This is a genomic window from Rahnella sp. CG8 (genome assembly GCF_023701875.1).
Classification (GTDB): Bacteria; Pseudomonadota; Gammaproteobacteria; order Enterobacterales; family Enterobacteriaceae; genus Rahnella; species Rahnella aceris.
The window spans coordinates 129765-151069 of the sequence record NZ_JABAED010000008.1 but is presented as its reverse complement, the minus strand read 5'-3'; the positions used below and the strand labels follow the sequence as shown (position 1 = coordinate 151069).

The window sequence follows — 21305 nt, the reverse complement described above, 5'->3', positions numbered from 1 at the left end:
CTCACAGCCGCAAGAACCTGGAGTCTTCATGCCCCCCGATTTTGACTGGCAATGCATCGATACTGTTTTACTGGATATGGACGGCACATTGCTGGATCTGGCTTTTGACAGCCAGTTCTGGTTGCAGGATGTCCCTCTTGCCCTTAGCCAGCAGCGTGCGATCCCGCTTGAAAACGCGCGCCAGTTAATTCATGACGAATATCTCGCCGTCCAGCACACCATGAACTGGTATTGCTTCGACTACTGGAGTGAAAGGCTGAGTCTGGATATCTACCAGATGACGACGAACATCGGCAAAAATGCACGTCTTCGCGACGACACGCTGCCGTTTCTGGCTCATCTGCGTGAAAGCGGACGACAGACAATTTTGCTCACCAATGCGCATCCGCACAGTCTTTCCGTTAAAATTGAACATACCGGATTAGACCAGCACCTTGATTTATTACTTTCCACCCACACATTTGGTTATCCGAAGGAAGATCAGCGGCTGTGGTCTGCAGTTCAGCAACAAACGGGCTTTAATCCCGACAGGACATTATTTGTCGATGACGGTGAACCGATCCTGAATGCGGCAAAAACCTTCGGCATCCGCTATTGTCTGGGTGTAGAAAATCCGGACTCGACCATGGCAAATAAGTCATTTGAAGGACATCCTTCCATCAATGATTACCGCAGCCTGTTGCCTGCAATTCACCCCGTAACAGGCCCGGCTAAGTAACACCGGTACGCTCAGGGGAAGAATATGAAAGGTAAAACGGAAGACGACGATAATGCAGTGCGCCTCGATAAATGGTTGTGGGCGGCTCGTTTTTATAAGACCCGCGCGCTGGCACGCGAGATGATTGATGGCGGCAAAGTGCATTACAACGGTCAGCGGGGGAAACCCAGCAAGCTGATGGAACTGAATGCCGAAATTACATTGCGTCAGGGAAATGACTCAAAAACGATCATCGTTCTGGGGCTGACCACTCAGCGCCGTAGTGCAGAAGAAGCACAGAAACTGTATCAGGAAACTGAGGCGAGCATTGCCAGCCGGGAAAAAATCTCCGAAGCACGCAAAATGAACGCGATGCCGCATCCGGACAGACGTCCGGACAAAAAGGAACGCCGCAACCTGATCAAATTTAAATATGGCGATTCTGAATAAATCCCAAGTCCTTCCAGGAGGGATGAAGGATTTGAGTTCGCTAAACAGAGAGAAAATTATGTCTAATCACGACCAACTGCATCGCTACCTGTTCAATCATCACGCCGTTCGCGGTGAACTGGTCTCGCTCAAAGAGACTTTCCAGCAGGTTATTGCCGGTCACGACTATCCGGCAGAAGTGCGCAATCTGCTGGGTGAAATGTTGGTGGCGACCAGCCTGCTGACTGCCACCCTGAAATTTGACGGCGATATTACCGTGCAGTTGCAAGGTGATGGTCCGCTGAAACTGGCCGTGATCAACGGTAACAACAAGCAGGAACTGCGCGGCGTCGCACGTCTGCAGGGTGACATTACCGAAGGCAGCTCGCTGAAAGAGATGATTGGCAACGGCTACATGGTGATCACGATTTCTCCGACCGTCGGCGAACGCTATCAGGGCGTCGTGGGGCTGGAAGGCGAAAACCTGGCAGAGTGTCTGGAAAACTACTTCATGCAGTCAGAACAGCTGCCAACCCGCATCTTCATCCGCACGGGTGAAGTTGAAGGCCAGCCTGCTGCAGGCGGCATGTTGTTGCAGGTTCTGCCAGCGCAAGATACTGATCCGGAAGAGTTCAGCCATCTGGCACAACTGACCACCACCATCAAAGCGGAAGAGCTGCTGACCCTGCCTGCCAACGAAGTGCTTTATCGTCTGTATCATCAGGAAGAGGTCACCCTGTATGAACCGCAGAATGTCTGTTTCCGTTGCACCTGTTCCCGCGAACGTTGTGCAGCAGCGTTGCTGACGCTGCCGGATGAAGATGTGCTCGACATGCTGGAAACTGATGGAAAAATAGAGATGCACTGCGATTATTGCGGCACGGACTATGAATTTGACGCGATGGATATGGCGACACTGAAAGCTGGCGGCGACGTTCATTCCGGAGATGACCACGTTCATTGATCGTTAACACGCGCAGCCTGAGGGACTTTTCACTGAAAAGTCCCTTTTTTATTGCTATTCCATAACCTCATTTGCACACCTTTCGGGTTTTCCATCACAATTCTGGAAAAACATTCACATCTACCGTTATTCTTTGAGAGCTGTCGTGGCACAAAAGCGATATATACCTACAATAGCAACTGATTTATCCCTATTTACGGGATTCAAATTCAGCAAGGAGCAGGGAAATGCCTACCACTATCGGGATCACCGCCGAAACACTCTCCCAGTATGGGATCCACCAGAATAGCGAAATTGTCTATAACCCTGATTACGAAACTCTTTTTGCAGAAGAGACGGCCCCGGGCCTGGAAGGTTATGAGCGCGGGCAGGTGACAGAGCTCGGTGCAGTGAATGTCGATACTGGCATTTTCACCGGCCGCTCGCCGAAAGATAAATACATCGTCCGTGATGACACCACACGCGATACGCTCTGGTGGGCTGATCAGGGCAAAGGGAAAAATGATAACAAACCGCTGTCGCAGGAAATCTGGACATCACTCAAGGCGCTGGTCAGCAAGCAGCTATCCGGGAAACGTTTGTTTATCGTTGATGCCTTCTGCGGTGCCAATGCAGACTCGCGCCTGAAAGTACGCTTTATTACGGAAGTCGCCTGGCAGGCACATTTCGTCAAGAACATGTTCATTCGCCCCGAAGTCAATGAACTGGAAAATTTCGAGCCTGATTTCATCGTGATGAACGGCGCGAAATGTACCAATCCGGACTGGCAGAAACAGGGCCTGAATTCTGAAAACTTCATCGCTTTCAATCTGACCGAACGTATCCAGCTGATAGGCGGCTCGTGGTACGGCGGCGAAATGAAGAAAGGCATGTTCGCGGTCATGAACTATCTGCTGCCATTGCAGGGTATCGCCTCAATGCATTGCTCAGCGAACGTCGGCGAAAAAGGCGATGTGGCGGTGTTCTTTGGTCTCTCCGGTACCGGCAAAACCACCTTATCCACCGATCCGAAGCGTCAGCTTATCGGCGATGATGAGCACGGCTGGGACGATGACGGCGTCTTTAACTTTGAAGGTGGCTGCTATGCCAAAACCATCAAACTGAGCAAAGACGCCGAGCCGGAAATTTTCGGTGCGATAAAACGCGATGCCTTGCTGGAAAACGTGATGGTCAGCGCAGACGGCAAAATCGACTTCAATGACGGCAGCAAGACTGAGAATACCCGCGTCTCCTACCCGATTTATCACATTCAAAATATCGTGAAACCGGTATCGAAAGCCGGTCACGCCAGTAAAGTGATTTTCCTGACAGCCGATGCGTTTGGCGTATTGCCGCCGGTTTCCCGTCTCACAGCCGCGCAAACGCAATACCATTTCCTGTCCGGTTTCACTGCGAAGCTGGCCGGAACTGAGCGCGGTGTCACTGAACCCACGCCAACCTTTTCTGCCTGCTTTGGTGCAGCGTTCCTGATGCTGCACCCGACGCAATACTCCGAAGTATTGGTGAAGCGCATGGAAGCTGCAGGCGCTCAGGCCTATCTGGTGAACACTGGCTGGAATGGTACCGGCAAACGTATTTCGCTGAAAAATACCCGCGCTATTATCGACGCGATCCTCAACGGCACCATTGATGATGCGGAAACCTTCACCTTGCCGCTGTTTAATCTGGCGGTGCCGGTTGAGCTGCCGGGCGTCGACACGCATATTCTGGATCCGCGCAATACTTACGCCAGCCGTGAACAGTGGCAGGAAAAAGCTGAACATCTGGCACAGTTATTTATCGATAACTTCGACAAATACACCGATACCCCGGCTGGCGCCGCACTGGTCAGTGCCGGACCGAAACGCTAATCTGCTGGCAAACTCTTATCAGGCGCGGGCTTCCGCGCCTTTTTTATTGCAACCAGCCCAGCGGCATTTCAGAATGACAGCATTGCTGTCAGAGGAGCCTGATATGGCGACGATTACCGTTCGTAATCTGGATGATGATGTGAAGGAATTATTGCGCATTGCGGCGGCCAGAAAAGGCCATTCGATGGAAGAAGAAGCACGTTTGATACTAAAACAGGCGCTGACCACTACTGTGCCTGATTTTGGTCTGGGCAGTCAGCTGCGCCAGCGCTTTTCTTCCCTGAGCGTGGAACATCTGGAACTGCCACCGAAATGATCATCCTCAATACTGCCGTCATCCTTGAGATGATTAGCCCCTTCCCGCAAAAGAACGTGCTGCAATGGCTGGACGCGCAGGACGCCACACAACTGTATCTGACCAGCCTGAGCGTCGCGGCGCTTTTCAGCTGGGCGGATAGTCTGCCGGAGAATCAGCCGAAAGCTGCGCTTTCGGACGCTTTGCTGGAGATGATGAACCAGGATTTCGCGGGCAGGCTGTTGCCGTTTGATGCGGCCAGCGCGCTGTATTACCCGCGTGTGATGGCCTTATCGAAGGCGGCCAATATTGAGATGGCGGAGCGTGATATGCAGCTCGCGGCAATCTGCCTGAACCATCAGGCGGGGCTTGCCACAGATCACGCAGAAGTGTTTGCACACACGGGCGTGGTGTTAGTTAATCCATGGGATACGGCGGAAACACCACGATGGCGGGAAGAAGCGGCAGAGTATTATGTGATGAGCAGGAAGAATTAAGCCAGCGGCTGGGCTGTTGTTAAACCGTGGGTTGCCACCCACTCCGGTCTTAAAGGTGGCTTATCGCCACCCCCCTTAAGAATCCCGGGCTCTATTGCGCGCTCCGCGCTGGCTATGTTTCAGCTGCCGCAGCGCGATAAGTGATCGCCGAAATTGAGAAACCGAAACTTTCACCTGTCTGAATAAAAGGGATCATTAAGGCTCCCCTTAATCAAACCAGTTTTTGCTGTACCGCCACCGCTTTCAGCATCTCAACCGGTAACGGCAGATAGGCCCGAATTCGTAATCCCCCGCGGTCACTTTTCCCGATATCCAGCGTGCCTGAGTGGGCATCAATAATGCGCTGAACAATCGCCAGCCCGAGTCCGGTTCCGCTGGTAGTTCGCGCACTTTCGCCACGCACAAATGGCTGAAACAGATGCTTAAGCTGGTCAGGCTCAATGCCCGGGCCGTCGTCTTCAACCTGGAACCAGGCCCGCTGCAATTCGCGACCACTACTGACTTTAATCCAGCCGTCGCCATAACGGGCGGCATTCACCACCATATTCACCACGGCACGTTTGATAGACAGCGGATGTGCATTGACCAGCAATTCGCCGTCCGCCAGACCAGAGTCGATCTCACGTTCATAACCGCTTTCCGTCGCAATCACTTCGCCCAGAATACCGTTAAGATCGGTGATCTCGGTCGGCATCTCCTGTCCGGTGCGCAGATAATCGATGAACTGCTCAATAATCGCGTTGCACTCTTCGATATCTTTATTGATCGACTCGGCGAGATAACTGTCATCGTCACTCATCATTTCGGTCGCCAGACGAATGCGCGTCAGCGGCGTACGCAGATCATGGCTGACGCCCGCCATCAGAAGGGTACGGTCATCGGCCAGCAGTTTGACACCGGCAGCCATCTGATTAAACGCCCGCGTCACAGAACGCACTTCAGACGCACCGTATTCACGCAGCGGCGGCGGAATAATACCTTTCCCTACCTGCAACGCCGCATGCTCCAGCTCAACCAGGGGGCGGTTCTGTATACGGATAAACAGCCACGCGCCACCAATCGCCAGCAACATAATCGCCAACGTATAGCGGAACAGCGGAGAGAAATCGCCCTGATGGATTTCAGTAAGGGGAACCCGCACCCAGATGTCAGGCGACAACCAGGTTTTCAGCCACACCACCGGGGTATTTTTATTGACCTCGACGCGCACGTCAGTAGGACCACCGAGTTGCTGCGCCATCTGCTGACTGAGGAATTCGTAATGCTGCGCCCAGCGCAGGCCACTCTCCTCGGCCGCAGAGTTGGTATAAAGAGAAATGCCCAGTTCGCGGTAGATTTCGCGACGAAATGCCGGTGGAACCGCCAGCAACGTCCCATCTTCCAACTGCAGCCGGTCAGTCATCAGCATACGGACTTCGTATGCCAATACCTTATTGAACTGCTGCAGGCTGGGCAGAATGGCGAAGTTCAGCACCACCAGATAGGTCGTCACCAGGCTGACGAACAGCAAGGTGACGATTAATAACAGTGTTCGGGCAAACGAGCTACGCGGTGAAAAGCGTATTCGCTTCATGCCTTACTGCCGTCCGGTACAAATACGTAGCCCAGACCCCAGACAGTCTGAATGTAACGCGGATGCGCCGGATCTTCTTCTACCATACGACGCAGACGGGAAATCTGCACATCGATAGAGCGTTCCATCGCACTGTATTCACGGCCACGCGCCAGATTCATCAGCTTGTCACGGGACAGTGGCTCACGCGGATGGCTTACCAGCGCTTTCAGCACGGCAAACTCACCACTGGTCAGTGGCATAGGCTCATCTTCACGGAACATTTCGCGGGTGCCGAGGTTTAGTTTGAACTTACCAAATGAGATAACCGCCTCTTCCTGAGAAGGTGCGCCTGGCAGTTCATTGGCCTGACGCCGCAGGACTGCGCGGATACGCGCCAGCAGTTCACGCGGGTTAAATGGCTTAGGAATGTAGTCGTCGGCACCAATTTCCAGCCCCACGATACGGTCAACTTCTTCCCCTTTCGCCGTCACCATGATGATCGGCATCGGGTTGCTCTGACTGCGCAGACGACGGCAGATAGATAAGCCATCTTCGCCAGGCAACATCAGATCCAGAACCATCAGGTGGAATGACTCACGGGTCAGCAAACGGTCCATTTGTTCAGCATTGGCAACGCTACGCACCTGGAAGCCCTGTTCAGTCAGATAACGCTCCAAAAGTGCACGCAGGCGCATATCGTCATCGACCACCAGAATCTTGTGATTTTCTTGCATTTAAATCTCCCAAAGGCGTGAATGCCTCAAGCTTGTATTGTTAGAAAAGTCAGCCAAAACAGACAGCGTTTAATGGTATATATTCTAGTCGAAATTGTAACAATGATTATGGATTTCCTAATTTATCAACAATATCAGAGGAGTCTTCTGCAAGCGAAGGTTGGTTTGTTACAGGGTGTCCCGCTCTGCAAACCTGCTCATCCGTTTTTCTGGTCATTATCTGAGCATTTCTGCCGAAAGTATCAGGAAAATGATCATCTCAATGTGCCCGTGGGGATAAAAGTTTGGTGATTTTACTTATTCGTTTGATTAATAATAAAGTGATAAGGATAATATTTTATTTGAGAAATAGATCATTTACCCACCAACTGATCATTTTAATGAATTAACCAAACCATAAAGATCATAGACAGTGATATTTCAGATTAAAAACTCATTATCATTTAATTAGACAGGATGCCACCGACTATTCAATGTATAGAACACTTGATAGAATTCGGCGTCTGAAGGTGATGAATTCACTTTATTTAATCCGATAAAGTCATCTTTAGATTAACCACTAATTTTTATTTCTGAATGGACGCAAAAAATGAAAACCAAGTTCAAGCTCTTAGCGGGTGGGATATTTTTGGCTATGGCTGCAAATAGCTATGCGATCGATGGCGCTATTAATTTTACGGGTGCGATTGTTGAAGAGGCCTGTGAAATCAATGGGGGTGAAGAGCTCAATATACCTTTAGGGACTTATTCAGCAGCTCAATTCCAGGAAATTGGTGATCTCTCTCCGAAGATCCCTTTTACCCTGCCACTTGATAACTGTCCTGTCGTTACTGAAAGTAATCCTACTCCTCACTTCCGGATATGGCTGGAGTCAGATACCGTTGCTGATACCACTGATTTGATTGCACTTGGCAATGATTACGGTGATGAAATGGCGGATGGTGTCGGCATCAGAATCGAAGATGCAGAAACCAACGAGATAATGAAAATCAACGGATTACCTGACATCATCTATCCAATCCCCGGAAAGGTTATGAATGTCAACCTTCTCGCATACTATGAGTCGTTTAAATTGCCTGGCGATATCACTGCCGGTGCAGCAGACGCGCGCGTGAAAGTCACTCTCGATTACAGATAAGTACTTTGAGCCTTGCCCTGTAAAAATTAATTCTACAGGGCATCTCTTATACGTTTATTCAATTACCGCATGAATATATTGCTACTGTAAGGATTCATATTCGAATGGGTAAGTCAAAAATATTAACATTACTTTTCATTATAACTTCAGTAGTTACATCACAAATAACCTATGCCGGCGGAATTATTGTCGGACGGACACGCGTTATTTATGATGCAGATAAAAGGGAAGCTACCCTTTCCGTTAAAAATAATGCCGATAACAATCCTTTCCTCATACAATCGTGGGTTGATGCGGGGGGAGAAAAAACACGCGGTCCTTTTATTATCACCCCGCCACTATTTCGACTGAATGCTCAACAGGAAAGTAACCTGCGCATTTCCTATAACGGCAGCGTCCTCCCGACAGACAGAGAGTCCGTTTTCTATATCAATGTTAAAGCGATACCTTCAACGCCAAAAAATACAAAAAACGAACTTAAACTGGTGGTCAATACGCGGATAAAGCTCTTTTACCGGCCAACAAAACTGCCCGGAAAATCGTTTGAAGCACCGAAGGCGCTCACTTTCTCCAGAAATAACGGGCATCTCGTTATCAAGAATCAGAGCCCTTATCACGTTGTTTTCAGTTCACTCAGCATTGGCTCAACTTTTTTAAAAGAGGTGGCCATGATTGCGCCATTGAGCGAGCTGGATGTCATTCTTCCCGCGAAAATCTCAGGCAACAGTGTGAAATGGGAAGCGATAAATGACTATGGCGGCACGACAGAACGATATGAGCAACCTCTGTAACCGGACCAATAAAGCCACGCCATAACTCACAGCAATCGCCTAATTACGGCAACTCAGAAGCACGAGAAAACTATGCTCACGGATGAAAAATTTTTACAGAAGAGCTTGTCTGGAGACATTAAAAAGACCTCCGCGCCGCTCGTGCTAAAACTGGGTGGCCTGCTGACCAGTACGGCTTTGGGATTACTCGCCGCTCACCCGGCCCGTTCAGAAAATGTCTATTTCGATCCTCAGTTCATCGAGCGTCAAGCCGGTGATGTTGGGGATGTCGACCTCTCGTTGTTCCAGAGTAATGACCAGGCACAGTTACCAGGTAACTACGACACTGCATTGTATGTGAATAAAAAATTAAAAATACGTCATTCAATCAGCTACTTGTCCAAACCAGACGGCACGCTTGAGCCACAGATCACGCCTGATATATTGCGGTTACTGGGCGTCAATGTTGATGCGTTTCCGGCGTTAAAAAATCATCAGCCGGACGCACCTTTGGGTTCGCTTGCACAATATATCCCTGCTGCAGACGTCAAATTTGATTTCTACCTCATGCAGCTTAATTTCAGCATTCCGCAGGCAGCGATCCTTCAAAAAGCTGAAGACTATATTGATCCGGAAAAATGGGATGACGGCGCACCTGTACTTTTCTCAAATTACTCCTATTCAGGCGGCCAGAGGAGTTACCGAAATGGCAGTGATGATTCCAGCCAATACCTGAATCTGCAAAATGGCTTCAACGTAGGCCCGTGGCGCTTACGTAATTATACGACTTACAGCAACAGCGGAGGTGAGAAGCGTTGGGATACGATCTCAACCTACGCCGAACGGGATATCAAAACCTTAAAATCAAAATTCCAAATCGGTGAAAATTCGACCTCCGGAGAAATCCTCAGCAGTGTCCCGTTCTCCGGGGTTCAGCTTTTTTCTGACGATAATATGCTGCCAAACAGCCAGCGCGGTTTCGCACCCACCATACGGGGTATTGCAAACTCAAATGCAGAAGTCACTATCCGGCAAAATGATCACATTATTTATCAGTCTTTTGTCCCTCCGGGTGCCTTTGAGATTAACGATCTTTATCCCTCATCCTACAGCGGAAATCTTGAGATAACGGTGAAAGAAGCTGACGGGACTGAACGCCGGTTTAATCAGCCTTTTTCAGCGATTCCCATCATGCAACGCCCTGGTCGTTTGAAATACAGCGCAACAGCGGGGACTTATCGCGCGACAGATAACAATGAGAAAGAGCCAACCTTTGCTCAAGGTACGGCTATCTATGGTATTTCAAACACCATTACGTCCTACGGTGGCTCTGTGGTATCTGAAGATTACCTCTCAGGACTCATCGGCATGGGTTATAACCTCCGGTGGCTGGGCGGCATTTCGGCTGATGTTACCCATGCCCGTTCTACACTGGACAATAATCAAACCACCTCAGGTCAGTCATATCGCGTCCAGTATTCGAAAAATATTGAAATGACCGACACAGATTTCAGTCTGGCAAGCTATCGGTACTCAAGTGCGGGATATTACGACTTCGATGAGTCCACACAATATCTTGATGGCGACAATGTTCCGGAACTTGATTATCACAAACGCAGTAAAATCCAGTTCAATATCAATCAGACATTGTGGCAAGGCGCGAGCCTGTATCTGTCAGGATACAAACAGGACTACTGGAATAACAGCGGCAAGGAGAAGAATCTCTCACTGGGCTTAAACAACAGTCTGTTTGGTATCAGCTATAACCTGAGCTATTCCTACAGCCAGTTACAGGATCAGGATAACGATCAACAGATATCCCTGAACGTCCGTATTCCGCTCAGCCGTTGGTTGCCACAAAGCTGGGGGACATACAATGTCTCTCACCAGAAAGGCGAAGGGACACGGCATCAGGTTGGATTAAGCGGAACCGCGCTTGACGATCGTCGCCTGAGCTATTCAGTTCAGCAAAGTTATACCGCTCATAACAGTGAAAGCGGCAGCAACCTTTACTCTTCTTACCGCTCCTCCTTTGGCAATCTCAATGCAGGTTACAATTACAGCAGGGATTCTCAGCAACTCAGCTACGGCATTGCCGGCGGGATCGTGGCGCATTCCCGGGGTGCCACTTTGTCTCAACCTCTCGGTGATTCCTTTGCATTGATTGATACCAATGGAGCCAGTGGGGCACGTCTGCAAAATCTTCCTGGCGTCAGAACAGACTGGCGTGGTTTTGCTGTCGTCCCGTATCTGACTGCGTATAACGAAAACCGTATCGCCATGGACACCACCACCCTGCCTGACGACGTAGATATCGAAAATACCTCAGCCATTGTGATCCCGAATTCCGGCGCCATGGTGACGGCACATTTTGATGCCCGAGTGGGGGCCAGAGTTTTGGTGACACTTGTCAGACCAAACGGGGCCACAGTCCCGTTTGGTGCCGTGGCGGCCACTGATAAACAAAGCAATATCGTGGATGAGGGCGGCGTCGTTTATCTGTCAGGTATCCCGTTAGAAAAACCCGTTTTACTTCATGTCAAATGGGGGAATAACGCATCTCAGCAATGTCAGGCTCAACTCAACATTTCTGCCTCAACCTCTCAGGTGAATTCGCTGACGGCTCAGTGTATTTAAGGATAATTCATGCACACTAAAAAACAGGTTTTGCACAACCTGACATCACTCATAAAGCTCGCACTGTTGGGGATCGCCATAAATAGTTTTTCATCCCTCGCACAAGCGGGATCGGCAATGTGCTCGCCAGAAAATGGTGCCGCCGTGAGTTATGAAAACTTTCTTCATGAAGACATCCCCGCGTCGGACAACGAGAGAGGGAAAAAGTATGAAAAAAGCATGAATGGTGGAATGCAAAATTACACCATTGCCTGCAATTGTACCGACAACGATGCCAGCAGCCGCAGTGGAGTACTGCTGATGTACACCGTAAAAACCGCCTTACCTAAGGGAACTGAGCCGGGATATTACAAAATTAATGACCACATTGATGTCAAAGCAAGCCTTGATCTGCCTCCGGCAACTGATGTTCCGGTGCCGACGACCAAAACACTTGGCGATGCCACGCATCACACAGATGCAAATAATAACGGCGTTTGCGTGCAGCAAAATACCCGTGCCAGCCTCGACATTGGTTCTCAAGGTTCATTAACTTTTTATATCACCACCCCTTTTATCGGAGAACTGGATATACCAAGAACAGAGATCGCTGAGATTTATTTGTCATCAGGTACGGCCATAGTGACCGCCCCTCCGCTTGGCTCCCCTGTTGCCCGCGTCTACGTCAGCGGAAAACTGACCGTACCCCAAAGCTGCGAAATCAATAAAGGTGAAACGATCACGGTCAATTTCGGTGCCATCGCCACCAATAAATTCACCACGCTCAATCAGCCTCCCAGAGGGTTTATTCCTGTAACGTTCAACATTACGTATGACTGCACAGCCAATGGATTGCCGAAGATCCCGGCAGGTACACAGCTTGCCATGCTGTTGAAGGGGGACGACCTGACAGATCAGTACACGCTGGTCGCCAGACGCCGGCCTTCTGACAATAAAGCCGATATTGGCATTCGCGTTGAGAATGCCAGCGGTACAGCGATCCCTTTTGAATCTGGAAACTTACCCATGAATCAAAACGGTATGGGAAACATCTCTATGACGGCTTACCCAATTAACCTCATTGGTGGCGGGCTGGATACCGGCGAATTCAGTGGGATGGCGACCTTGAAAATAGATATCCGATAAGCCTGCCACGCTGTTCAGTTCACAATCTCAATACTCACCAACCGGCTGTCCGCGCGCCCGTGGTCGTCCACCGCGCGAATGCGATACTGGCCGTTATTGATAGGCCGCCAGTCGATAGCGGATTTGCTGGCGGAGCTGCCGAGGTAGATGTCATCGACAAACCAGTACACCGTTTTACTGTCCGCATCCGTGACCGCATTAAAGGAAATCCGGTCACGGCCTTGCTGTGACTGCCGCAGCGTGTAGGTGGTATTTTTCAGCGGTGACGTGATGCGTGGCGGATTGCCACTCACGTCAACGCCCTCATCCTTGCAGTGATTCGCCGGGGGCTTACGTTTTGGCAACCCTGCCTGTGCAAAAACATTCGCCAGATCCGATGGCCAGAACTCAAACACTTCCGTACGGGTTTCGTCCTCCTCATAAGGCGGGCATGCCACTTCACCGGTCAGTTTATCGAGGCGCACCGGGCGGTAAACCGTATCGACTTTGATCGGCGACTTGCCCGGAATAAACCAGGTTTTGCCTTTTTGCTGGCACCATGGCGTCGGCAAATCACCGCTGGCCAGGCAGATATCCACCCTTTTCAACCCTTTGGGAAACGGGCGTTTGGGTTCCTGCAAATCAGGATAACTGGCGGTAATGCTGTCGATAATATTGAAGAACAGCGGCGCGGCCGCATCGGCACCGACAAACACGTTGTTGCCTTTGCTGTCGAAATTCCCTTCCCACACCACCAGCACGTAAGGCCCGAAAACCCCCACGCTCCAGGCATCACGAAAGCCCCAGGACGTGCCGGTTTTCCAGTAAACTGGCAGTGAAGACGGTGCCTGTGCCAGCGTATCACCCGGACGGCGGTGCTGGCGCAGCATATCGAGGGTGATGAAACTGGCCTCTTCACTCAGTAACCTGACCGGCGTTGTCTGCCGCGGATCGGATTTCTGCATCCGTAACGGCTGTAAGACGCCACGGTTCGCCAGCAATGCGTACAGTTTTGCCAGTTCCTGCATCGTCACTTCGCCACCGCCCAGCACCAGCGATAAACCATAATGGTTCTCGCTGGACATATCCGCCACGCCGGAAAGACGCAGAAACTGATAGAACGTCGGCTGGCGAAGCTGTGAAGCCACATACACGGCCGGAATGTTGCGGCTGAAGTTCAGCGCATCGGTGGCAGTCACTGGTCCGAGAAATCGCCGGTCGAAATTCTCCGGCGCATATGCCCCAAATGCTGAAGGTACATCTTTGAGAATAGTCATCGGATGCAGCACGCCCTGCTCCATGCCCAGCGCGTAAATAAACGGTTTGAGCGCCGAACCGGGCGAGCGTTTCGCGTTGGTGCCGTTCACCTGCCCCTGAATCGTACGGTTGTAGTAATCGGCGGAACCGACCAGCGCACGCACACCCATATCACGGGTATCGGCCAGCACAACAGCAGCATTGTGAATCCCACGGCTTTCGTTGCGGGTGATAAACGCATTCACCTGCCGCTCGATCAGCCGCTGCAAACCGGCATCCAGCGTGGTGTCGATACGGGTATCCGTGCGGATAATTTGCGGGTTCTGCTGGCGTAACTGCTCGATGAAATGCGGCGCAATATAAGGCATCTGTTCGGGCTGGCGCAGTGCCAGCGGCAATCTGAACAATGAAGTCTGGCTGCTGTCGGTTGCATAATGGGCCTGCCAGCGCTGGAAAAGCAGGTTACGAGCCTGCGTCAGCGCCGCACCGACAACACCCGTTTTAGAGTCGATACGGTAGCTCGGCGATTGTGGCAGAACCGCCAGCGTCAGTGCTTCCGGTAACGTCAGATCCTTCGGGGCTTTGTTGAAATAAATCAGGCTGGCCGCGCCAATGCTTTCAATATTTCGCCCGTACGGCGCGGTATTCAGATAGGCTTCGAGAATGTCATGTTTGGAATAACTCAGTTCCAGTTGCACCGCGCGCAGAACCTGCATGATTTTACCCGATGGCGTGCGGGTGTTCAGATGCCAGTGCATCCGCGCCAGTTGCATCGTGATAGTGGAGCCGCCCTGCATCTTTCCACCCGTCACATAGCTGCGCCAGAACCCCCGCATCAGGCTGAACGGGTTAAAACCGGGGTTGATATAAAACCAGCGATCTTCATGCAGCAACAAGCTTTTCACCGCCAGCGGAGAAACCTGTTCAAGTGGCGTCCAGAGGCGATAACGGTCGTCGTTCGCCAGCGTGATACGCATCAGCGTACCCTGACGGTCATAATAGACGGTGGAAAAAGGCTGGCCCTGAGAAAGGAGCGGATGTGGCCAGAGGCGGCATGCCACAATAATCATCGCCAGTAAAAAAACCGCCATCGCGATGTTTTGCAGCAGACGTTTGGCTGTTTTAGAAAATGCGCGAAAGGTGATCATCTTGCTACTCAGAACAGGTTAAGCCCCGCCATCAGCAGCGGGGCTTCTGCATTGTGTTATTTTTTAGCAACAGCCGCTTCATCAGCCGGCACGACCACCAGTTTTTTATCACTGACCGACAACGCCTGAACTTCACGGTTATACATCGCTTCCCCGTAAGCCGGAGGGATCACGAAACTGCCGGTGTTGGTGGCTTTAATCTGATACACAAACTCCTGCACATCGGTGCTGGCGCTGCCGTAAATCACCACGCGATCTTCACGAATATCGCTGTAATCCGGTGCCCACGTAGAACCCGATGCCGCCAGCGGTGACTGCCAGGACGCTGAAGCTTCTGCTTCACTGTTTTCATCACTGCTGTCAGATTCCGGTTCCGGTGGCGTTTGCTGGACCACTTCGAATCCGCCCGGCAACAAATCCACAATCGCCAGATTGTCCTGCCCTTCCTGCGAGTTGGCGCGGACTTTCAGATGCACATCGATCTTCTGCCCCAGCGTCACCTGCGTGACTGCGTTGCCTTTTTCATCGGTGTAATCGCGGGTGATTTCCAGACCGCGGGAAATGGCTTTCTTCGGCGCTGCCAGATCGTAACCCGCCTGCGTCACCACGTACCAGGCGGGCGCGTTATTGCCGTTTTCAATGCGAAGTGCCTGTGCGTCAGCGGTGAAATTCGCTTTAGCAAACAGCCCCTGAACCTGTGAAATCAGCTGCGGTTCCACATTTTTGGTTTTGCTTAGTTGCGTAATTTTCAGCGCATCCGGTGCCGTGGCCTGCGCCGCCACCTGTGCGGAATAACTCTCCAGCGCCAGAATGCTCATTGCCGAGGAATACGTGGTGTAGCGTTCCTCTTTCAGTGCCTTGACCATATTTTCCAGCACCTGTGGCGGAATCGCGGAGACTTTTTCCGGGAAGTGACGGGTGATCAGATACAGCCGCGTCGCGTCCTGCACCAGCGGATCAAAGTAACTTTGCGTCCACCAGGCTTTGTCATACGCCTTGCTCAGTTGCGCCCACGTTGGTTGCAACAGCGTATTCGCCTCATCATCCATTTTCAGCAGACGGTAAGAAGACGCCAGATACATCGCGCTGAGATCGGTTTTCCAGGTGTCCGGATAGCGCTGCTGCAAGGTATCCTGCACCGAGGCCAGCGAACTGGTGGTGATTTCACCCTGACGCGTCAGCAAATAAACCGCCCATGCGCGCAGACGCAGGGTATACAAATCATCATTCTGATTCGCTGCCAGTTCGCGCAGTGCCGAATTGGCTTCTTCCAGCATACCGGCTGGCAACGCAACGCCCGCCGCTTTGGCTTCCAGCAGATATTGCACTACATACGGCGTGACGAACGGATCGGTTTGCGGCGATGAACGCCACAGGCCAATCGCGCCGCTGTCGTTCTGTCGTGAACGCAGCACCCCCAGCATATCTTTCAGTTGCTTGCTGCTGTCCGCCGGGCTGAGATTGCCACGCATTTCCGGATGCACGGTTTCGAGGATCAGCGGCACCGAGCGGCTGACAATCTGCTCAGAACAGTAATACGGATAATCCGCCAGATACTGGGATAACCCGCTGGTCAGTACCAGCGGCGAGTTGGACACCGCCGCGTTACGCACCGCGTAAGCATCAAACATCTGACGCAGATTATCGACGTTCTGGCTGCTGCCGTTCATGCGTCCCATCACCGACTGCGTGCGGAACGGCATTGCCGGGCGCACCGACGTACTGATCGTGCGGCGGCTGGTTTTATCGCCATACGTCGCCTCAAACACCAGCGGCGCATCACCCGGCAAGGCTTTGGCGCGTAAGCGGAAATTAATCACGCCCTCGCGTTTTTCAGCCAGCGACAGGTTCTGATCGGCCTGGCCCACCACTTCAAGCTGCGGCGGTACAGTCAGGTGGATAGCAACAGGAATGCTTTTGCCGTTCAGCCCTTCGAGGTTGTTACTGACACCTACGCTGACATCAAACTCATCACCCGGTGCCACCATCGACGGCACGTTTGGCGTCATGATGAAGTTGTCGCGCACGGTTGCCGAGGTCTGCGCTTTACCGATTTTGTCCGGCGTCACGGAAATCGCCATCACGCGGATTTTACCGTTGAAATAATCCGGCACCGGATAATCAAACTGCTTCTCGCCGTTCACTTCGGTAATGCCCGACCAGTACGCCACCGGCTTGTCGCGCTTACGTTTAAACGGATTGACGTTCAGATCCAGCCCTTCACCGGCGTCACCGCCCGGCGCGGCGGCGAGCTGCATCAGCTTGCTGAATTCCGGCAGGATAAGATCCAGAATCTGCGAGCTTTCCACGCCCAGTTCACGTTTACGGAAGAAGTACTCCAGCGGATCTTTCAGGCGATAACGCGCCACCTGCAAAATTCCCTCATCGACGGCAAACAGCGCCACCTGTTGCGGGCCGTCGGTCTTCACCGTCATGACCAGGTTTTCCCCCGGTTTAATCACCTCAGGCGCGTTGACGTCGAGAGTGTTCTGGCGGGCTTTAGTGCTGATTTTGAACGGCATCACGCCGTAGCTCAGCGGGCTCATAAAGATTTCATTGGAATTCACATCACGCACGAACTGCACGTTGATGTAGCCGTTGCCTTCCATGCCTGCAGGAACACGGATTTTCTGCACCGAACTGGTGGTGTCGGTATGGAACCACTGCCAGCTGTAGACTTTATCTTTCTCGATGGTAATCAGCCCGCTGCCGGTGTACGGCGCGTTAACGGATACCTCGATTTCCTCACCCGGCTGGTACTCCGCCTGATTGAGTTTCAGCTTCAGTTCGGCATTCCTGTCCAGCGAACGGCTGAGGTTGGCGTTACCGGCCACGGTATAGCCAATGCGGTTCAGCACATTGCCTTTCGCATCTTCAATAACCAGCACGAAATCACCCGGTTTATCCGTCGCCAGCGTCAGGTCGTTGCCCTGCGCCGTCAGCGACAGCGGCTGTTCCGACAACTGCACTTCCTTCATTTTCGACTGATATTTGTAAACGCCGGAATCCTGTTTGGTGAGCACTGAAATGTATTTCTGTTCAATCAGCGCGACTTTCAGATCCGGCAACGCAATCTGCTTCAGCGACGGGTCGACCGCAATAATGTTCAGATGGCGCGCTGCATCGCGGTTGATATAGCCTAAATCGCCGTCGGCTTTTACGCCGACCAGAGAGTCATACGGCGATACCAGCACCCGAGCCGTTGCGGCCACGGAACGTCCGCCACCGGCCACGAACGCCTCGGACAGCAGTTGCAACTGATAGGTCGCGTCAGCGTAAGATTTCAGATCCAGCGGGATATTCGCCGCGCCTTTTTCATCCGTCGTGCGCTCTTCCAGTTCCGTTTCGAAACCGTCGCTGTTCTGGCGGTTCTCATAGAAAGCGTAATCCGGGAACTGATCGAAGCTCGGATACATCGGGCGCAGCGTCAGTTTCGAGGTCACGCGCCGGTCCTGCGCAGGCGTACCGAACAGGTTCTGTACGTCAATATTGGCCTGCAATTCTGAGGGTTTCACCCAGCCTTGTTTACGCTCCGGCGTCAGTTGTAATTTCACCTTCAGCTGATCCGGCTCGAACTCTTTGACGTTAACCGAGGTATGTCCCAGCAAAGTGGAAGACTCATTGTCTTTGCCGATCAGATACAGATAGACATTCCATTCACCGGTAGGTGAATTATCGTCAGTGGTATAACTCAGCTCATTGAAACCGCTGGCACCGAGCGTCAGCGGGATAGTGCTCATCAGCTTGTCGCGCGGGTCGTGAATTTCCGCACGCACCGGCACACCCGCCAGCCCGTTGCTCCAGTCGGCAGCGCGGGTGATCCACCCGATATTGAAGGTATCCCCCGGACGATAAACGCCGCGATCGGAGAACAGATAACTGCTCAGCGTACGCGGGTCATTGGGGGTGATTTCGCCATCGACATCAAAACGGGAGAAGTCGAGGCCGCGATCGTTATTCCGGTCCGCTGGCAGGAAGGAGACATCGCCCTCTTTTTCCACCAGGAACATCACCGGCTGACGCTCGCTGGTATAAACGTCCAGCGCCGGGAAACGTACATGCCCGTCAGCACCGGTGGTTTGAGTCAGCAGCGTGACGCCGTTTTTAGCAATAACCGAGACTTTCGCATTTGCCACCGGTGTGCCGCTGTGAATTGACTGCACAAATACGTCGCGTGTTTTATCCTGCGAACGCTTGGCAATAATCCCCAAATCGGTGACAACAACGAATCGCGAATCGCCAACCGGCGCTTCATCTCCGCTCTGGTCTTCATCCTGATACACATTGCCGTCGTCATCCGCTTCCGGTTTCACTTCTTTCTTTTTCGGATCCCATTCCGACAGCGTCAGCAGGAATACGCCGCGATGCGAGGTCGGATCGGTGGAGAGATAACGCGAAAGATCGACGCCCTGATAATTCACTTCACCCGGCTTGTCGTTATTCACCGCCGTCTGATATTTGAAGTGCTCGGTGAAATACTCGTCATTCAGGCGGTTAAATTCCGCCGATGAATATTCACGACTTTTGAACGACACGATGTGTTGCAGCTGGCCCGGGATCACCCGTTTGATGTCCAGGCGCAGCCCCGGTACGTTACCCGCCGCGACGCTGATTTGCTTGTCACCGTTGACCGACAGCAACGAGCCTTGCGACATAAATTGCAGGGATTTCGGATAATCCGGAACCTGAACGATGCGGTAGACTTTTTCCGGCATTTTATAGCCGCCGGAAGATGTCAGAATATTGTCAATCTCCACCAGCATGGCACGGTGGGCTGGCGCATCGAAACGGAAGCTGAACTGCGGCTGATAATCACTTTCCGCGTCATTAAGCTGGATATTCAGCGGGGTGGCCTGCGCGAGCACATTATTCTCGACGCTGTCGACTGCCCAGCTTGCGTAATCATCCGGGCCTTTGGCTTCGTCCTGATCGTTTGGATTATGCTGTGGCAGTAACCAGACTTTGACCGCCTGGCGGATATCTTTGTCTTTGACCGCGTCGCTGAACCCGACGATCAGCGCACGCTGGCCTTTCGCGCCATCGGCATCCACTACCTGCGCGCTGGCTTCGTTCACCGTCAGGCTATAGAGCGTCGGCACGGACACCACGCCATTCTTCGCCTGCGCGGTGGCATTTGAGGGTACAGAGGCTTTCACGCCTTCGCCAATGATGACACGCACGGAACCACCGTGATCCAGCGATTTCAGCGGTTCGGAATGTACCCAGGCATTGAGTTTCTTCTGGTCATAGACCACAGAATAATTGAGTTTCGTCCCGGTTTTGGCTTTCCCTTCGGTCAGGCCAAGCGAAATCTGTTTTTCGAAACTGGCGACATCCACCGGTGCGTTGAATTTAACGTTAAAAATCGCGCTGCGTTTTTGGGGATCCTGCGGGTCCTGATAATACTCGGCCTGACCCAACTGATAACTGAAAGCCGGGGCAGAAAATTCATAGCGAGTTTTCGCCAGTTTAATTTGTGGCGCAAGCAGCACATCAGGGGTGAAGTTCACATCATATTTGTTGCCCATCGGCAGCGGATTTTTAGGCGTGAACACTAAGGTGTAACCACTTACCCATTTCCATTCACCTTCCGTGGCAGGTTTCAGGGAAATCCCTTTTTCGACCACTTTGCCCACTTCCGTCACGGGCGCGGCAGAATGACGGAAACTGAAAATGACTTGCTGCGGTGCAGGCTTTTGCGCGGCGTAATTGACGGACTCGGGGCCGCTGACGCTCACGCTGGTGTTCTGATAAACCATTGGTGCAGGTTCTATCGGCTGCGGGCGATTGAGCCACCAGTGCCAGCCGTAAACGCCAGCACCTGCGGCGCACAGCAAAACCAGAATCGCCAGACTGATGGCTTTCGGGTATTTATCTACGCCATTTTCCATCCGTGTAAAGCTGCGCTTCAGCCAGCCGGAAGTGGCCGTCCACCAGGCAGGCGCCCGCCAGTCAATATTCCCGACCAGCGGTTTGAAGACACGCCCCAGCAGGCCCAGAACAAAAGCCAGCACGCGGAAAACACCTTTTATCAATGTAAAAGGCAGACGAAGTAAGAATTTTAATAAATCCATTTGTTGCTGTACCCCTAATCCCTGTGAACCATCGCCAGAAGTGATATTTTTATGCGAATCAGGACTTTTATTAAATTCAACGCATTGCGCCGCAGGATAATGATTATTCGCCTAAAAAGCCATCAGATAAAGCGTAGCAGCAACCGGGGATTTCCG

At 52.0% G+C, this 21305-nt stretch carries 14 protein-coding genes; 10 read left to right on the top strand and 4 right to left on the bottom strand.

The window, feature by feature from the left end; translation table 11 throughout:
* The first annotated feature begins 28 nt into the window (after nt 1-28).
* The 6 genes from yrfG to HGO41_RS10135 all read left to right on the top strand — a co-directional run bounded on the left by yrfG (nt 29) and on the right by HGO41_RS10135 (nt 4732).
* Nucleotides 29-718, top strand: coding sequence for a GMP/IMP nucleotidase (yrfG, locus tag HGO41_RS10160; RefSeq protein WP_013573606.1), 690 nt, complete (start codon nt 29-31; stop codon nt 716-718).
* 24 nt (nt 719-742) lie between these two features.
* Complete coding sequence (gene hslR, locus HGO41_RS10155; protein ID WP_013573605.1) at nt 743-1147, top strand: ribosome-associated heat shock protein Hsp15; 405 nt, start codon at nt 743-745, stop codon at nt 1145-1147.
* Between the two features lie 58 nt (nt 1148-1205).
* Nucleotides 1206-2090 (top strand): Hsp33 family molecular chaperone HslO, encoded by an 885-nt coding sequence (gene hslO / locus HGO41_RS10150; protein WP_014411506.1) that lies wholly within the window; start codon nt 1206-1208, stop codon nt 2088-2090.
* Between the two features lie 227 nt (nt 2091-2317).
* Nucleotides 2318-3940 carry a phosphoenolpyruvate carboxykinase (ATP) gene (gene pckA / locus HGO41_RS10145; RefSeq protein ID WP_013573603.1) on the top strand — a complete coding sequence of 541 codons (1623 nt, stop codon included), beginning with the start codon at nt 2318-2320 and terminating at the stop codon, nt 3938-3940.
* A 103-nt stretch (nt 3941-4043) separates the two neighbouring features.
* On the top strand, nt 4044-4256 hold the full coding sequence (locus tag HGO41_RS10140; RefSeq protein ID WP_013573602.1) for a FitA-like ribbon-helix-helix domain-containing protein: 213 nt from the start codon (nt 4044-4046) through the stop codon (nt 4254-4256).
* The gene (locus tag HGO41_RS10135; RefSeq protein WP_013573601.1) at nt 4253-4732 is read left to right on the top strand and encodes a PIN domain-containing protein; all 480 of its coding nucleotides are present in this window, start codon (nt 4253-4255) and stop codon (nt 4730-4732) included. Before HGO41_RS10140 ends, HGO41_RS10135 begins: the two co-directional genes overlap by 4 nt.
* A 211-nt stretch (nt 4733-4943) precedes the next feature.
* On the opposite strand, the gene envZ is transcribed toward HGO41_RS10135, so the two are convergent.
* Nucleotides 4944-6305 carry a two-component system sensor histidine kinase EnvZ gene (gene envZ, locus HGO41_RS10130; protein WP_013573600.1) on the bottom strand — a complete coding sequence of 454 codons (1362 nt, stop codon included), beginning with the start codon at nt 6303-6305 and terminating at the stop codon, nt 4944-4946.
* Nucleotides 6302-7021: an osmolarity response regulator transcription factor OmpR gene (gene ompR / locus HGO41_RS10125; protein ID WP_009635740.1), complete on the bottom strand. Its 720-nt coding sequence runs from the start codon at nt 7019-7021 to the stop codon at nt 6302-6304. The genes envZ and ompR overlap by 4 nt, the downstream gene beginning before the upstream one ends.
* A 589-nt stretch (nt 7022-7610) precedes the next feature.
* Here ompR and HGO41_RS10120 point away from each other — a divergent pair.
* The 4 genes from HGO41_RS10120 (at nt 7611) to HGO41_RS10105 (ending at nt 12691) form a co-directional block, all read left to right on the top strand.
* On the top strand, nt 7611-8159 hold the full coding sequence (locus HGO41_RS10120; RefSeq protein WP_013573598.1) for a fimbrial protein: 549 nt from the start codon (nt 7611-7613) through the stop codon (nt 8157-8159).
* Nucleotides 8160-8263: 104 nt separating this feature from the next.
* Nucleotides 8264-8950 carry a fimbrial biogenesis chaperone gene (locus HGO41_RS10115; protein WP_013573597.1) on the top strand — a complete coding sequence of 229 codons (687 nt, stop codon included), beginning with the start codon at nt 8264-8266 and terminating at the stop codon, nt 8948-8950.
* 105 nt (nt 8951-9055) lie between these two features.
* Nucleotides 9056-11566 carry a fimbria/pilus outer membrane usher protein gene (locus HGO41_RS10110; RefSeq protein WP_250981003.1) on the top strand — a complete coding sequence of 837 codons (2511 nt, stop codon included), beginning with the start codon at nt 9056-9058 and terminating at the stop codon, nt 11564-11566.
* Nucleotides 11567-11575: 9 nt separating this feature from the next.
* Nucleotides 11576-12691 carry a fimbrial protein gene (locus tag HGO41_RS10105; protein WP_241916779.1) on the top strand — a complete coding sequence of 372 codons (1116 nt, stop codon included), beginning with the start codon at nt 11576-11578 and terminating at the stop codon, nt 12689-12691.
* Nucleotides 12692-12705: 14 nt separating this feature from the next.
* Here HGO41_RS10105 and pbpC read toward each other — a convergent pair whose 3' ends face one another.
* Together pbpC and HGO41_RS10095 are read right to left on the bottom strand one after the other, a co-directional pair.
* Nucleotides 12706-15075 carry a penicillin-binding protein 1C gene (pbpC, locus tag HGO41_RS10100; RefSeq protein ID WP_250981002.1) on the bottom strand — a complete coding sequence of 790 codons (2370 nt, stop codon included), beginning with the start codon at nt 15073-15075 and terminating at the stop codon, nt 12706-12708.
* Nucleotides 15076-15131: 56 nt separating this feature from the next.
* Nucleotides 15132-21149: an alpha-2-macroglobulin family protein gene (locus HGO41_RS10095; RefSeq protein WP_250981001.1), complete on the bottom strand. Its 6018-nt coding sequence runs from the start codon at nt 21147-21149 to the stop codon at nt 15132-15134.
* Nucleotides 21150-21305: the final 156 nt, after the last annotated feature.